15 protein-coding genes and 1 tRNA gene are annotated in these 13,912 nt (G+C 64.8%); 15 read left to right on the forward strand and 1 reads right to left on the reverse strand.

Going from position 1 to position 13,912, the window contains the following annotated elements; all coding sequences use genetic code 11:
- Positions 1-93 precede the first annotated feature (93 nt).
- The 10 genes from FDW81_RS14890 (at position 94) to FDW81_RS14935 (ending at position 9,675) form a co-directional block, all read left to right on the forward strand.
- Entirely contained in the window at positions 94-1,440 is a 1,347-nt protein-coding gene (locus FDW81_RS14890; protein WP_138135005.1) for a cation:dicarboxylate symporter family transporter, read from the forward strand.
- A gap of 232 nt (positions 1,441-1,672) precedes the next feature.
- Positions 1,673-2,572 carry a ParA family protein gene (locus FDW81_RS14895; protein ID WP_138135006.1) on the forward strand — a complete coding sequence of 300 codons (900 nt, stop codon included), beginning with the start codon at positions 1,673-1,675 and terminating at the stop codon, positions 2,570-2,572.
- Between the two features lie 7 nt (positions 2,573-2,579).
- Positions 2,580-3,392 (forward strand): ScpA family protein, encoded by an 813-nt coding sequence (locus FDW81_RS14900; RefSeq protein ID WP_138135007.1) that lies wholly within the window; start codon positions 2,580-2,582, stop codon positions 3,390-3,392.
- Positions 3,392-4,066: an SMC-Scp complex subunit ScpB gene (locus tag FDW81_RS14905; RefSeq protein ID WP_138135066.1), complete on the forward strand. Its 675-nt coding sequence runs from the start codon at positions 3,392-3,394 to the stop codon at positions 4,064-4,066. Before FDW81_RS14900 ends, FDW81_RS14905 begins: the two co-directional genes overlap by 1 nt.
- A gap of 112 nt (positions 4,067-4,178) precedes the next feature.
- Positions 4,179-5,354 carry a pseudouridine synthase gene (locus FDW81_RS14910; RefSeq protein ID WP_138135008.1) on the forward strand — a complete coding sequence of 392 codons (1,176 nt, stop codon included), beginning with the start codon at positions 4,179-4,181 and terminating at the stop codon, positions 5,352-5,354.
- A gap of 3 nt (positions 5,355-5,357) precedes the next feature.
- The gene (locus tag FDW81_RS14915) at positions 5,358-6,467 is read left to right on the forward strand and encodes a prephenate dehydrogenase (RefSeq protein ID WP_138135009.1); all 1,110 of its coding nucleotides are present in this window, start codon (positions 5,358-5,360) and stop codon (positions 6,465-6,467) included.
- Positions 6,467-7,180 carry a (d)CMP kinase gene (gene cmk, locus FDW81_RS14920; protein WP_138135010.1) on the forward strand — a complete coding sequence of 238 codons (714 nt, stop codon included), beginning with the start codon at positions 6,467-6,469 and terminating at the stop codon, positions 7,178-7,180. Before FDW81_RS14915 ends, cmk begins: the two co-directional genes overlap by 1 nt.
- A gap of 58 nt (positions 7,181-7,238) precedes the next feature.
- Positions 7,239-7,892 (forward strand): lysophospholipid acyltransferase family protein, encoded by a 654-nt coding sequence (locus FDW81_RS14925; RefSeq protein ID WP_370279092.1) that lies wholly within the window; start codon positions 7,239-7,241, stop codon positions 7,890-7,892.
- A gap of 10 nt (positions 7,893-7,902) precedes the next feature.
- Complete coding sequence (gene der, locus FDW81_RS14930) at positions 7,903-9,453, forward strand: ribosome biogenesis GTPase Der (protein ID WP_138135011.1); 1,551 nt, start codon at positions 7,903-7,905, stop codon at positions 9,451-9,453.
- 145 nt (positions 9,454-9,598) lie between these two features.
- Positions 9,599-9,675 (forward strand) — tRNA-Pro (locus tag FDW81_RS14935).
- A gap of 87 nt (positions 9,676-9,762) precedes the next feature.
- Here the strand turns inward: FDW81_RS14935 and FDW81_RS14940 are convergent.
- Positions 9,763-10,632 (reverse strand): Fpg/Nei family DNA glycosylase, encoded by an 870-nt coding sequence (locus tag FDW81_RS14940; protein ID WP_138135012.1) that lies wholly within the window; start codon positions 10,630-10,632, stop codon positions 9,763-9,765.
- Between the two features lie 165 nt (positions 10,633-10,797).
- Between FDW81_RS14940 and gcvH the strand changes: the two genes are divergently transcribed.
- The 5 genes from gcvH to FDW81_RS14965 all read left to right on the forward strand — a co-directional run bounded on the left by gcvH (position 10,798) and on the right by FDW81_RS14965 (position 13,886).
- Positions 10,798-11,184, forward strand: a complete 387-nt coding sequence (gene gcvH / locus FDW81_RS14945; protein WP_138135013.1) for a glycine cleavage system protein GcvH — start codon at positions 10,798-10,800, stop codon at positions 11,182-11,184.
- 156 nt (positions 11,185-11,340) lie between these two features.
- Positions 11,341-11,817 carry an FHA domain-containing protein gene (locus FDW81_RS14950; RefSeq protein ID WP_138135014.1) on the forward strand — a complete coding sequence of 159 codons (477 nt, stop codon included), beginning with the start codon at positions 11,341-11,343 and terminating at the stop codon, positions 11,815-11,817.
- A 23-nt stretch (positions 11,818-11,840) separates the two neighbouring features.
- On the forward strand, positions 11,841-12,557 hold the full coding sequence (locus FDW81_RS14955; RefSeq protein ID WP_138135015.1) for a MerR family transcriptional regulator: 717 nt from the start codon (positions 11,841-11,843) through the stop codon (positions 12,555-12,557).
- Positions 12,557-13,060: a bifunctional nuclease family protein gene (locus FDW81_RS14960; protein ID WP_138135016.1), complete on the forward strand. Its 504-nt coding sequence runs from the start codon at positions 12,557-12,559 to the stop codon at positions 13,058-13,060. Before FDW81_RS14955 ends, FDW81_RS14960 begins: the two co-directional genes overlap by 1 nt.
- A 232-nt stretch (positions 13,061-13,292) precedes the next feature.
- Positions 13,293-13,886: a MerR family transcriptional regulator gene (locus tag FDW81_RS14965; RefSeq protein WP_138135017.1), complete on the forward strand. Its 594-nt coding sequence runs from the start codon at positions 13,293-13,295 to the stop codon at positions 13,884-13,886.
- Positions 13,887-13,912: the final 26 nt, after the last annotated feature.

The following is a 13,912-nucleotide window of genomic DNA, read 5'->3' on the forward strand; positions in this document are numbered from 1 at the left end:
GGTGACCAATGATGGATATCACACCGCAGGACGTGCTGAGCCCAGAGACTGTGCCGCAGCGTCTATCAGATTATCCATATAAGGAGACACATCATGGCTTCTCAACGAGGAGAGTCGCTTGACACCGCGAAAGCGCGGCGCAAGGGCATCGACAAATCGCACTACCTCTACATCGCCGTCATCGCTGCCGTCATCCTCGGTGCGGTTGTCGGCCTGATGTTCCCCGAGGTTGGCAAGTCCCTCAAGCCACTCGGCGACGGATTCATCAAGCTCATCAAGATGATGATCGCGCCGGTTATCTTCTGCACCATCGTCCTGGGCATCGGTTCCATTGCCAAGGCAGCGACAGTGGGCAAGGTGGGCGGCCTGGCGCTGGGCTACTTCGTACTCATGTCCACGTTTGCGCTCGCCATCGGCCTGGTGGTGGGCAACCTCATCCACCCCGGTGGCGGCCTGAAGCTTGCTCCGTATGATCCGTCCAAGAAGGCGGAAGTAGACAGCACCGTTGCCTTCCTCCTTGGCATTATTCCAGGAGATATTCCTGTCCTCCCCACCCTCTTTGCTGCCATCCTCGTCGGTTTCGCTCTGCAGAAGATGGGCCCGCAGGGCGCTCCGATCCTCAAGGCCATCGGCCACGGCCAGGTGCTCGTATTCCGGATCCTGATCATGATCATGTGGCTTGCCCCCGCGGGTGCCTTCGGTGCCATCGCCGCCGTCGTGGGAGCCACCGGCGTCCAGGCCATCGTCAGCATGTTCACCCTGATGGCCGCCTTCTACATCACCTGCGCACTGTTCATCGTGATCATCCTTGGCGGACTGCTCAAGGTGGTCACCGGCGTCAACATCTTCAAGCTGATGAAGTACCTGGGCCGCGAATACCTCCTCATCTTCTCCACGTCCTCCTCCGAAGCTGCCCTGCCCCGCCTGATTGCCAAGATGGAACACCTCGGTGTCTCCAAGCCCGTTGTCGGCGTCACGGTGCCCACCGGCTACTCCTTTAACCTCGACGGCACCGCCATCTACCTGACGATGGCCTCCCTCTTCGTTGCCAACGCCATGGGCACGCCACTGGACCTGGGCGCGCAGATCTCCCTGCTGATCTTCATGATCATTGCCTCCAAGGGTGCAGCCGGTGTCACCGGCGCCGGCCTTGCCACGCTCGCTGCCGGCCTGCAAGCCCACAAGCCGGAGCTGCTGGGCGGTGTGGGCATGATCGTGGGCATTGACCGGTTCATGTCGGAGGCCCGTGCCCTGACCAACTTCACCGGCAACGCCGTAGCCACCGTCCTGATCGGCACCTGGGTCAAGGAAATCGACGGCGGCCAGGTGAACCAGGTGCTCTCCGGTGAACTGCCCTTCGACGAGCAGACCATGATTGCCGGCCACGCAGAGCCCGTGCCGGCAGAAACCGAGGCACGGCCGGTCCCGGCCAACGCCTAGCCTTACCGCACGGCCACGGCCGCAACAGCCCCCGCAGTCCCTGCTGCGGGGGCTGTCGCGTGCCCGGAAAAGTTCCAACCTTCGACCTCAGCTAGAGGGTCAAGGCTCAACATCCGTGCAAAGTCAAGTTCCCTCGAATACCGTGTCGGCCCCTGTAACCTTGGGAAGAAGAAGGAACGGCGCTGGCATCCAGCGGCAGGAAATCACCGTCATCGAAAGTGTGGATAGATACGTGAGCAGCGAACAGGGTTCAGCAACTCTGGAGGGCACGGAATTTGACCTGGACAACGCGGTGATGGGCCCCACCGGGCGCCCGTACCGGGAGTTCCCGGAACCCGCGCCGCTGTCCTCCCACGGTCCGGCCCGCGTCATCGCCATGGTGAACCAAAAGGGCGGCGTCGGAAAGACAACCTCCACCATCAACCTCGCCGCGGCACTGGCCGAGTACGGCCGCCGCGTGCTCCTGGTGGATTTCGATCCCCAGGGCGCCCTGTCCGCAGGCCTTGGCGTGAATCCCCATGAACTGGACCTCACGGTCTACAACGTGCTCATGGACCGGAAGGTGGACATCCGTGAGGCGATCCACCAGACCGGCGTCGACAACGTCGACCTGTTGCCGGCCAACATCGACCTCTCCGCTGCGGAAGTCCAGCTTGTGAACGAGGTGGCGCGCGAACAGGTCCTGGACCGCGCCCTGAAGAAAGTGGAAGACGATTACGACGTCGTCCTCATCGACTGCCAGCCATCCCTCGGACTCCTGACCGTCAACGCCCTGACCGCCGCGCACGGCGTCATCATTCCGCTGATCTGCGAGTTTTTCGCCCTCCGAGCCGTGGCGCTGCTGGTGGAAACCATCGACAAGGTCCAGGACCGGCTTAACCCCCGTTTGCAGGTGGACGGCGTGCTGGCCACCATGTACGACGCCCGGACACTTCACAGCCGCGAGGTCATCACCCGCCTGGTGGAAGCCTTCGGGGACAAGGTCTTCGAAACCGTCATCAAGCGCTCCATCAAGTTCGCAGACGCCACGGTGGCCGCCGAGCCGATAACCAGCTACGCCGGCAACCACGTCGGCGCCGATGCCTACCGCCGCCTGGCCAAAGAGCTGATCTCGCGCGGCGGCGCACCCTAGCAAGGCCGTGGCCGAATCCAAGCCCGGCTTCGAGGTGCGGCTGGCCAACTTTACGGGGCCCTTCGACCTCCTGCTGGGGCTGATCGCCAAGCACCAGATGGACATCACCGAAGTGGCCATCGCCACCGTGACGGACGAATTCATCAAATACATCCGGAAGCTGCAGGAACTGGGCGGGGAGTGGACCCTGGATGAGGCCAGCGAATTCCTGGTGATAGCTGCAACGCTGCTGGACCTGAAAGCTGCGCGGCTCCTCCCCGCGGGGGAAGTGGAGAACGACGAGGACATCGCGCTGCTGGAAGCCCGGGACCTGCTGTTCGCCCGGCTCCTCCAGTACAAGGCCTTCAAGCATGTGGCCGGCCTCCTGGGCGAAACCCTCCACCAGGAAGCGCAGCGCTTCCCCCGCCAGGTTGCCCTCGAGGAACACTTCGCTGCCATGCTTCCCGAGCTCGTGTGGAAACACACTCCGGAACAGTTTGCGGCGTTGGCCGGGGCGGCCCTCCAGCCGAAAGCGCCAAGACCCACGGAAGTCGGGCTTAACCATCTCCATGGCGGCAACGTCAGCGTCAAGGAGCAGGCGGAAATCGTGGGGCTGCGCCTTCAGCGGGAATCACCGCTGACCTTCCGGGCCATCATCTCCGACGCCGAATCCACCCTGGTGGTGGTTGCACGGTTCCTGGCGCTGCTGGAGCTGTTCCGGGAAAAAGCGGTGTCCTTTGACCAGCTGACGCCGCTCGCCGATCTTGCCGTCCATTGGACCGCCGGACGGCGGGTTTGGTCGGCCGAAAACCTGAGCGATGAATTTGAGGAGCAGCTGTGATGCAGGATGCCGCAGGGGACGGGCGGGCCGGAGAGACGGCTTCCGGTGGGCCTGACCCCCTCAGCCATCCCGGCACGGCCAAGGCGGCCCTTGAAGCTGTGCTCATGGTCATCGACGAACCCGCCACAGAAGAGGAACTTGCTGCCGGCCTGGACCTCACCGTTGAAACCGTCGGCTCGCTGCTGGCCGAACTCCAGCGCGAGTATAACGGCTATACTGTTAAAGCCCCGGATATGGATCAGGCCAGCCCTGCTGGTTTCGGCTCCAGCCCCCGGGGTTTTGAATTGCGGAACATCGCGGGCGGCTGGCGGATCTACTCGCGGGCCGACTACGCGGACATTGTGGGGAAATATGTCTTGGAGGGCCAGACGGCCAGACTGACCCAGGCCGCCTTGGAAACGCTGGCTGTGATCGCATACCGCCAACCCGTTTCCAGGGCAAGGGTATCCGCAATTCGGGGAGTCAATGTCGACTCCGTCGTACGGACACTCGCCCAGCGCGGGCTGATCGAGGACTCGGGAACCGACCCCGAGTCCGGCGCCATCCTCTACCGGACCACATCATATTTCCTGGAACGGATGGGGATCGGCTCGGTGGCCGAGTTGCCGCAATTGTCTCCACATCTTCCGGGACTGGACGGCATTGCCGAGTTCTACGATGCCGAAGGATTGTAGCCAGGGCCCGCCCTGGCTGCACGCAAGAGTATTTATCAGGGCAGATTATTTCTGCACGGCTGGTTAAGGTTGTCCTTGGACACTTTCCGGTCAATATGTCGAAGGACGGGTCATGACACAGGCGGGACGCCAGGGTTCACCACGTAGCAATTCCGGACGTAACAGCTCCGGACGCAAAAACATTCCGGGCGGCGGTTCGCGTGGCGGCGCGGCCAAGGGCGGCGCGTTCGGCGGCGAGCGTCCGCACCGCGCGCCCAAGCCGCGGGAGGAACGCTTTATCGACCCGGACCAGGCAGGAACCCAGCCGGGGCGTCCTGCCGCTGAAAGGTCCGCGAAGGGTTCCCCGCGCAAGTCGGCCGCACGAAAGCCAGGCGCAAAGAAGGCCCCGGGAACGCCGGGAGCGCCCAAATCCAAGCCACGCGCCGGGGCGCCCGGCACCGCTGCCTCGCGGGCCTTCGGGAGCGAACGGTTCGGCCAGAACCTGGGCCCGCTGCGGAAGCCGTCCCGCAAAAAGGGGCAGCGCGGCGACGTCCCCCAGTCGGAGCTCCATGATGCCGACGGCGTCCGCCTGCAAAAGGTCATGGCCTCGGCTGGTGTTGCCTCACGGCGTGTCTGCGAAGAGATGATTGCGGAGGGCCGGGTGGAGGTTGACGGCCAGGTGGTCACCGAACTCGGTGTCCGCGTGGATCCAAAGACTGCCGTCATCCACGTTGACGGACTCCGGATCCAGCTGGACGAGAACCTCGTCTACATGGTCTTCAACAAGCCCAAGGGCGTCGTTTCCACCATGGAGGACCCCGAAGGGCGCCCCTGCATCAGCGACTACCTCAAAAACACCAAGAACAAGGGCGAGCGGCTCTTCCACGTGGGCCGCCTCGACGTCGCCACCGAAGGCCTGCTGCTGCTGACCAACGACGGCGAGCTCGCCAACCGCCTCACGCACCCCTCCTATGAAGTGCCCAAGACTTACCTGGTGCAGGTCCGTGGCCCGTTCCCGCACGGCATCGGTGCCCAGCTCAAGGAAGGTGTGGAGTTGGAGGACGGTTTTGCCTCTGTCGACTCTTTCCGGCTGGTCGATTCAACCCCTGGCCACGTCCTGATCGAGGTAGTGCTGCACTCGGGCAAGAACCGCATTGTCCGCCGCCTGTTCGACGCCGTCGGATTCCCGGTACAGCGGCTTGTCCGCGTCAAGGTGGGTCCCATCGGCCTGGGGGACCAGCGCCAGGGCAGCATCCGCAACCTCGGCAAGCAGGAAGTCGGCCATCTGCTGGCATCCGTAGGACTCTGAGGCATGTCCGCCTTCAAAAGCCAGGGCCGCGGGCACCTGGACGGTCCGGTGGTGGTCATAGGCACCGGCCTGCTCGGTACAAGCATCGGACTGGGCCTGCGGGGGCGGGGGGTGCCGGTTTACCTGTCCGACCCCTCGCCCACCAACCAGGCAGTGGCCGTGGACATCGGGGCCGGCCGGCCGCTCGGGGAGCTGGGCGGCAGGAGCCCCCAGCTGGTAGTGGTCGCCGCTCCTCCGGACGTGACCGCTGACGTGGTTGCAGGGGCCCTGTCCGACTACCCGGACTCCGTGGTGGTGGACATTGCGAGCGTCAAGGCGGAGATCCTCGCCCGGCTGCGTGCCAGCGGGGCGGACCTCTCCCGGTACGTGGGCACCCATCCCATGGCCGGACGGGAGAAGTCAGGGCCGGTTGCGGCGCGCGGCGAGCTGTTCACGTCGATGCCGTGGGTGCTGTGCCCATCCGAGGAGACCTCGGGTGCAGCCCTCCAGGCAGCCCGGTCACTTGCCTCGGACCTGGGGGCAGTGGTTTCGCAGTTCACGCCGGACGAACATGACGAGGCAGTGGCCCTGGTGTCCCACCTGCCGCAGGTGATGTCGTCGCTGCTGGCCAGCCGGCTGCAGGGGACACCGCTGCACGCGCTGTCCCTCGCGGGCAACGGACTCAGGGATGTCACGCGGATCGCCGCGAGCGACCCTACACTTTGGGTGCAGATCCTCGGCGGCAACGCTGCCAAAGTTGTTGAGATCCTCTATGGAGTGCGGGAAGACCTCAACCGGCTCATTGGGACGCTGGAACAGCCCACTGCTCCGGGTGCCAGGCTGGATCTGGCGCAGCTCATGAGTGAGGGCAACGCCGGGCAGGCGCGGATTCCCGGCAAGCACGGCGGTCCGCCGCAGGCGTATTCCTGGCTGACGGTCCTGGTGGATGACAAGCCGGGGCAGATTGCCCGGCTCCTCACCGAGATTGGTGAAATCGGCGTAAACGTTGAAGACCTGCGGCTGGACCATTCGTCCGGACAGAACGTTGGCATGGTGGAATTGTCTGTATTGCCCAACAAGCACGACCACCTGATCGAAGCATTAAACGACCGCGGATGGCGGGTACTTCAGTAATGACACAGGAACTTCTCGATACCATGCCCGCGCTGCGCCTCGGCCGGCCCCTGGTGGTTGCCATCGACGGCCCGTCAGGGTCCGGCAAATCCAGCGTCAGCAAGGAAGTTGCCCGCCGGCTCCGTCTGGCCTACCTGGACACCGGAGCCATGTACCGTGCGTTGACCTGGTACTGCATCCAAAAGGGCATAGACCTCGAGGACGCCGCCTCCGTGGAACAGGCGTCCAGGGACCTGGTTCTGGAACTGAGCACCAGTCCGCAGGAGGAGTACGTCCGGGTGGACGGCGTCGACGTCGCTGACGCCATCCGTGAGCCTGCCATTTCCTCCGCCGTCAGCGCGGTGGCCACCACGCTGGGAGCCAGGACGGAGCTCATCCGCCGGCAGCGGGAACTGATCGAAAAGCACCACCGCCGCATGGTGGTGGAAGGCAGGGACATCACCACCGTCGTCGCGCCCGGGGCCGAGGTGCGCATGCTGCTGACGGCCAGCGAGGAAGCCAGGCTGCGCCGCCGCGGCATCCAGCTCGGCGGCACCCAGGACGCGGAGCAACTCGCGGCGCAGGTGACCCACCGCGACGCCAAGGACTCAGCGGTGGTGAATTTCACGAAGGCAGCCTCCGGAGTGGTCACGCTGGACTCGTCGGACCTCGATTTTGAACAGACCGTTGCCGCAGCGCTGGTGATCGTGACGAAGGTCCTCAACCGTGACTGACCGCCAGGCGGACATCCCGTCCGGCTGGACCACGGTGTGGAGCAGGCCGGTGGGCTGGATGCTCGACCACGTGGTTTACCGCACCACCGTCACTGGCAGCGAGAACGTTCCCACCGGCGGGCCGGTGATCTTCGCCGGAAACCACATCAGCTTCCTGGACGGGCCCGTCATGTTCGGTGCCGCGCCCCGGCCCATGCACATCCTGGTCAAGCAGGAGATGTTCAAGGGGTTCCTGGGCGGGGTGCTGACCGCCTCCGGCCAGCTGCCGGTGGACCGTTCCGGTGACCGCGCAGCGCTGCAGCGCTGTAAGCAAGTGCTCGACGCCGGCCGTTGCGTCGGGATTCTTCCGGAAGGGACGCGGGGGAGCGGGGAAGCGGCGGACATCAACGGAGGTGTTGCCTGGCTGGCGCTCACCACCGGTGCCCCGGTGGCGCCCGTTGCCATTCTGGGCACCCGCCGCGGCAACGAGCATCTGGACTCGGTGCCACCGCCGGGCCGGCGCTTCCATGTCAGCTTCGGAAACGCCCTCACCCTCACCCGCCGGGCAGGGGAAAGTGGCCGTGCTTCAATGGACAGGGCGGCGCTGGAAATCCGCGCAGCGCTGGCGGGCCACGTCCAGGACTCCATTCAACTCACCGGGCAGCCACTGCCGTACGCAGAAGCCCCCAAAGATTTAACAGCAGTAGCCGGGACGCCGGCAGATGACCACTAAGGACAGTGCAATGAGCGATACGACTCAAACTCCCGGCCACTCCGGCGCCGGCGAAGACGACTACACGCCCACGGGCACGGACCAGGTGGCCGAGCGGCTGGCGGCTATTGACGACGAGGAAGCGGAACTCCGCGCGGCGTCCCTCCGGGCAGGCCTGGAGGACTACGACCTCGACGAGGACGACGCCGCCCTGCTCAGCGGCGGGTACGGCGACGAGGACTTTGAGGGACCCGTCAGGCTCGACCCCGTCCTGGCCATCATCGGACGCCCGAATGTCGGTAAATCCACGCTGGTGAACCGCATCCTGGGCCGCCGCGAAGCCGTGGTGGAGGACACCCCGGGTGTTACCCGCGACCGCGTGATGTACTCGGCCAACTGGAACGGCAGGAACTTCACCCTGGTGGACACCGGCGGGTGGGAGCACGACGCCCGCGGCATCCACGCCCGGGTGGCGGAACAGGCCGAGATGGCGGTGGAGCTCGCGGACGCGGTCCTCTTCGTTGTCGACTCGGCTGTGGGCGCCACTGCCACCGATGAAGGCGTGATGAAGATGCTGCGCCGCAGCAGGAAGCCAGTCATCATGGTGGCCAACAAAGTTGACGACTTTGCCCAGGAAGCTGATTCAGCTGTGCTGTGGGGCCTTGGCTTTGGCGAGCCCTACCCGGTATCGGCACTGCACGGCCGAGGCGTTGCTGATCTCCTCGACCACGTGATGGATGTGCTCCCGGAATTTTCCACCATCGAGGGTGTGGAGCGTTCCGGCGGCCCCCGCCGCGTCGCACTGATCGGCCGCCCCAACGTGGGCAAGTCCTCGCTGCTGAACAAGCTGGCCGGTACGGAGCGCGTGGTGGTGGACAACACTGCCGGCACCACCCGTGATCCCGTGGACGAATTCATTGAGCTCGGCGGGCGAACCTGGCGGTTCGTGGACACCGCAGGCATCCGCCGCCGCCAGCACATGGCCCAGGGTGCAGACTTCTACGCTTCCCTGCGGACGCAGGCCGCGCTCGAGAAGGCGGAGGTCGCCGTCGTACTCCTTGCCGTGGATGAAGTCCTCAGCGAGCAGGACGTCCGGATCCTGCAGCTCGCCATCGAGTCAGGTCGGGCCCTGGTGCTGGCGTTCAACAAATGGGACCTGCTCGACGACGAACGCCGGCGCTACCTCGAGCGCGAAATTGAGCAGGACCTCGCCCACGTGAACTGGGCGCCCCGGGTCAACATTTCGGCCAAGACAGGCTGGCACAAGGACCGGCTGGTTCCCGCCCTGGACCTTGCCCTGGAGAACTGGGACAAGCGCATCGCCACCGGGCGGCTCAATGCTTTCCTTGGGGAGCTCGTGGCCGCCCACCCGCACCCGGTCCGCGGCGGCAAGCAGCCGCGCATCCTCTTCGGCACCCAGGCTTCCTCCCGGCCGCCGAAGTTCGTGCTGTTCACCACCGGGTTCCTGGACCCCGGTTACAGGCGCTTCATCACCCGCCGGCTCCGGGAAACGTTCGGCTTCGAAGGCACTCCCATTGAGGTCAGCATGCGTGTCCGGGAAAAGCGCGGCAGGCAGCGTTAATTCCGACACACCAGGGCCCGAATCCCGGAAAGTGTCACAGGCACCCTCCGGGATCGTGTAAGCTCTTCTAGGTGGTTCGGCCGGACTGCTGGTGGAAATCCCGGGGCGATTCGTGGATCAAGCACAGCGGAGAACGGCGGACCAGCGGGCTGTAGCGCAGCTTGGTAGCGCACTTGACTGGGGGTCAAGGGGTCGCAGGTTCAAATCCTGTCAGCCCGACCAAAGAGCGGAAGCGCCGGAGACTTACTCCGGCGCTTCCGCTTTAGTGTCTTCTGTCGTTAGTCATTCGGGGGCAGCCCGGATGCCCGCCTACTTCAGGAACCTGGAGGTCCTGCGGTCCGCCAGGATCTTTCCTTTCGTCTGGCAGGTGGGGCAGTACTGCAGGGCGGTATCGGCAAAGGAGACTTCCCGCACGGTGTCCCCGCAAACGGGACACGGCTGCCCGGTCCGGGCGTGTACCCGCATGTGGCTCCGCTTGACGTCCTTCAGGTCCTTGGGCGGCTTGCCCTTTGCCTCAGTCAGCGCCGCGCCCAGAACGCTGTGGATGGCGTCGTACAGCACCTGCACCGTATCCCGGTCCAGGGATCTGGCGGTGGCAAAGGGGGAGATCTTCGCCGCATGCAGGATCTCGTCGCTGTAGGCGTTGCCGATCCCCGCGATGACGCCCTGGTTCCTCAGGAGCCCCTTGATCTGCTGGGAACTCCCGGCGAGGATTTCAGCCAGCATGTCGGCGTCGAACGCCTCGGCGAACGGGTCCGGGCCCAGGGTGGCAATGCCCGGCACTTCCTGCGGATCGCGCACCACGTAGACGGCCAGGCTCTTCTTGGTGCCGGCTTCGGTGAGGTCGAAACCTCGCGGGCCGCCAGGGCCGGTGAAGGCAAGGCGCGCAGCGATATGGCCTTTGCCCATCTTGAGCTGGCCGTCCGTGGGGGAGTCCGTGAAGCGGATCCAGCCTGCCTTGGCAAGATGGAACACGAAGGAAACCCCGCCGCTGTCGATGCTGATGAACTTACCGAAACGCCTCACGCCCGTGACCGTACGGCCCTCAAGGGCTGTGAACGGAGGATCGGCTGTCTTCAGCACGGCGAAGGAAACGATCTGCACCTTTGACACCACGGTTCCCTGCAGGTGGCCGGCAAGGAACCCGGCCAGGCCGGCTACTTCGGGCAGCTCAGGCATCCGCTACCTGCCGTGTCTTCCGTGCCCGCCAACCGCACATTCGCTCATGCGTCCCATCTTGTCAGAAACGCAGGCGTCGGCTCCGGCAGTTGTGCCTATACTTTCAACGCGGCCCGTTTCCCGGGCCGCGTTGACATTGGTGTTCGACCCGATGAAAGGCCCCTGATGAGCAACATTCCCGAAGACCTGTCCTACACCGCCGAACACGAGTGGGTCTCCGCCCCCAATGCCGACGGCGTGGTACGGGTGGGCATCACCGATTTTGCCCAGGACGCACTGGGGGATGTTGTCTACGCCCAGATGCCGGAGGTTGGCACCAAAATCACCGCGAACGAAGTGGTGGGCGAGGTGGAGTCCACCAAGAGCGTCAGTGACATCTACGCACCTGTCACGGGGGAAGTGGTGGCCCGGAACGAGTCCCTCGACACCGATTCGGCGCTCATCAACTCGGATCCCTACGGCGACGGCTGGCTTATCGAGGTCAAACTGGCCGAAGCTGACGCTGTTGAGTCATTGCTCAGTGCATCGGAGTACGAACAGCAGGTAGGCTAAAGCTAACCGGTAATTCCGGTCCGGCACCGCCGCGCAGGCAGGATGTCTTCGCACGTCAGCGGCCGGATCGGTGGCCGGTGCCGGGCCCGCATTGCGGGTCCGGAGGGCATACGTTGGTTGCACGCCTGCGGGCGGCAGCGGGAAGAGGAGGAGTCCATGGCTGGCCACACACAGAACCCTGCCGACGGGGAATACGGCTCGGGTGCGGCCAGGGCGTCGGAGACCACCTCGATCCATCTCACCCCGGTGAGGGATGAGCCTACGATCGCCCCCAAGCTCTCGTCCGAAGAGCGCAACTCGGTTGAGGCGCTCCCGGCGGGATCAGCACTGCTGGTTGCGCATAGCGGCCCCAACGCAGGCGCCAGGTTCCTGCTGGACTCCGACGTCACCACGGCGGGACGCCACCCGGACGCTGATATCTTCCTTGACGACGTCACTGTCTCCCGCCGCCACGTGGAGTTCCGGCGCACGGCGCGGAGCTTCGAAGTAGTGGACATGAACAGCCTGAATGGCACGTACGTCAACCATGACCGCGTGGACAGGGTGGAGCTCAAGTCCGGCAGCGAGGTCCAGATCGGCAAGTTCCGCCTCACTTTCTACCTCAGCCCTGCCGGCGCTGCAGGCCGCGGCTGAACCCGGGACCACTGCCTGTGGCAATGGCACAACCGGAACGCCGGGGACCCCAAGTCCTTAACATCGGGGAAGTCCTCGCCCAGCTCAGCGGGGACTTCCCCGGCATGACCGCATCCAAGATCCGGTTCCTTGAGGAAAAAGGGCTGATCAATCCCCGTCGGACCCCGGCAGGATACCGCCAGTATTCAGAGAGCGACGTCGAGCGGCTGCGCTTCGTCCTTGCCCTGCAGCGGGACCAGTACCTTCCCCTGAAAGTCATCAAGGATTACCTTGATGCCATCGACAGGGGCGAGAGGCCGGAGAACCTGCCGCCCGGCGTCGTTGTTTCCCCCCGCATCGTTTCCGATGAACTGGCTGCCGAGCTGCAGAACCGTGGGCGCAAGCTCACCGAGGAACAGCTCCGGACCGAATCCGGGGCCAGCGTGCCGCTGCTGCAGTCGCTTTTGAGCTTCGGCCTGATCAGCCACAGCAACGGCCAGTTCGACGAGCACGCCCTCCAGGTGGCCCGAGCCTGCGTCCAACTGGAAAGCCATGGGCTGGAACCGCGCCACCTACGCCCCTTCCAGGCGGCTGCAGAACGTGAGTTCGGCCTGGTGGAACGTGCGGTCGCACCGTTGGCGTCACGCAAGGACTCGGCATCACAGGCACGGGCAGCTGAGGCCGCCCGTGAAATAAGCGACCTTTGCCTCACCCTGCACCGGGCCTTGGTGCAGGACCACATCTCACGCATGGACATCTGATGATTGAAGTCGAGATTGTAGGCGTTCGCATCGAACTGCCTTCCAACCAGCCCCTGGTCCTGCTCCGGGAAATGCATGGGGAGCGGCACGTTCCCATCTGGATCGGGACACCTGAAGCCAGCGCCATCGCCCTGGCCCAGCAGGGCGTGGTCCCGCCCCGCCCCATGACGCATGACCTCCTGGTGGACGTGGTGGAGTCCCTCGGGCATTCGGTTGTCAGCGTGAACATCGTGGCGGTGGAGGACAACATCTTCTACGGGCAGCTCCAGTTCGAAAACGGCACCACCGTGAGTTCCCGGGCATCGGACGCGCTGGCCGTGGCCCTGCGCGCAAAATGCCGGATCTGGTGCGCGGACTCCGTCATGGATGAGGCGGGAGTGCGCATCACTGAGCATGATGAGGGGGAGGACACCGAGCCGGGCCCCACCGTGGACGAAGAGCGTGAACTGCGGCGTTTCCGGGAGTTCCTGGACGATGTGGAACCCGAGGATTTCGACGGCTAAGGTCACGTTAAGGTTAAAGTTAAGGCTGAATGTTTCGACACGCCCGATGAAACGACGCAGGGTCTTTGACCTTGCTGCCTGCCAGGCCTAACGTCGAAGTATCAAGTTCCCATTGCTTACGGCAGCCGCGCAAGTCACACTGGAAAGTGCGCCCCGCGAAAATTACATGCATGGCCTTCATGCACTGCTGCTGCAGTAATTCCCCGGGAGCGTATGACCAAGGAGGATCCAGGTGAGTCCCAAAGGCGAAGCAGGCGGGCTGAAGCAGCCCACGGCTGGTGTTGCTGTGCCCGCGAGCGGTGCCCAGGGCCTCCTGTTTACCGAGGACCTCCCCGTGCTGGACGAGGACGCGGGCTATCGCGGCCCCACGGCATGCAAGGCGGCGGGAATCACCTATCGCCAGCTGGACTACTGGGCCCGCACCGGCCTGGTGGAACCCGCAGTCCGCGGTGCCGCCGGGTCCGGATCCCAGCGCCTGTACGGTTTCCGCGACATCCTTGTCCTCAAGGTGGTCAAGCGGTTGCTGGACACCGGAGTGTCGCTGCAGCAGATCCGGACCGCAGTGGAGCACCTGCGCGAACGCGGCGTGGAGGACCTTGCCCAGATCACCCTGATGAGCGACGGCGCGAGCGTCTACGAGTGCACCTCCGCCGACGAGGTGATCGACCTGGTGCAGGGCGGACAGGGCGTCTTCGGCATCGCGGTCGGACGCGTGTGGCGGGAAGTGGAAGGCAGCCTGGCTTCCCTGCCCAGCGAACATGCAGCCGAACAGTCCTTTCCGGACGACGAACTGAGCAAGCGCCGGGCAGCGCGCAAGACCGGCTGAGCCCTCGGGACTGAAACCTTAACAAC

The organism is Pseudarthrobacter sp. NamB4, from assembly GCF_005796185.1.
GTDB lineage: Bacteria > Actinomycetota > Actinomycetes > Actinomycetales > Micrococcaceae > Arthrobacter.

Coding starts and splice junctions, on each gene's coding strand:
- FDW81_RS14890 (WP_138135005.1), top strand. CDS start 94: ATGGCTTCTCAACGAGGAGAGTCGCTTGACACCGCGAAAGCGCGGCGC.
- FDW81_RS14905 (WP_138135066.1), top strand. CDS start 3,392: ATGCAGGATGCCGCAGGGGACGGGCGGGCCGGAGAGACGGCTTCCGGT.
- FDW81_RS14910 (WP_138135008.1), top strand. CDS start 4,179: ATGACACAGGCGGGACGCCAGGGTTCACCACGTAGCAATTCCGGACGT.
- FDW81_RS14915 (WP_138135009.1), top strand. CDS start 5,358: ATGTCCGCCTTCAAAAGCCAGGGCCGCGGGCACCTGGACGGTCCGGTG.
- cmk (WP_138135010.1), top strand. CDS start 6,467: ATGACACAGGAACTTCTCGATACCATGCCCGCGCTGCGCCTCGGCCGG.
- FDW81_RS14925 (WP_370279092.1), top strand. CDS start 7,239: ATGCTCGACCACGTGGTTTACCGCACCACCGTCACTGGCAGCGAGAAC.
- der (WP_138135011.1), top strand. CDS start 7,903: ATGAGCGATACGACTCAAACTCCCGGCCACTCCGGCGCCGGCGAAGAC.
- FDW81_RS14940 (WP_138135012.1), bottom strand. CDS start 10,632: ATGCCTGAGCTGCCCGAAGTAGCCGGCCTGGCCGGGTTCCTTGCCGGC.
- gcvH (WP_138135013.1), top strand. CDS start 10,798: ATGAGCAACATTCCCGAAGACCTGTCCTACACCGCCGAACACGAGTGG.
- FDW81_RS14950 (WP_138135014.1), top strand. CDS start 11,341: ATGGCTGGCCACACACAGAACCCTGCCGACGGGGAATACGGCTCGGGT.
- FDW81_RS14955 (WP_138135015.1), top strand. CDS start 11,841: ATGGCACAACCGGAACGCCGGGGACCCCAAGTCCTTAACATCGGGGAA.
- FDW81_RS14960 (WP_138135016.1), top strand. CDS start 12,557: ATGATTGAAGTCGAGATTGTAGGCGTTCGCATCGAACTGCCTTCCAAC.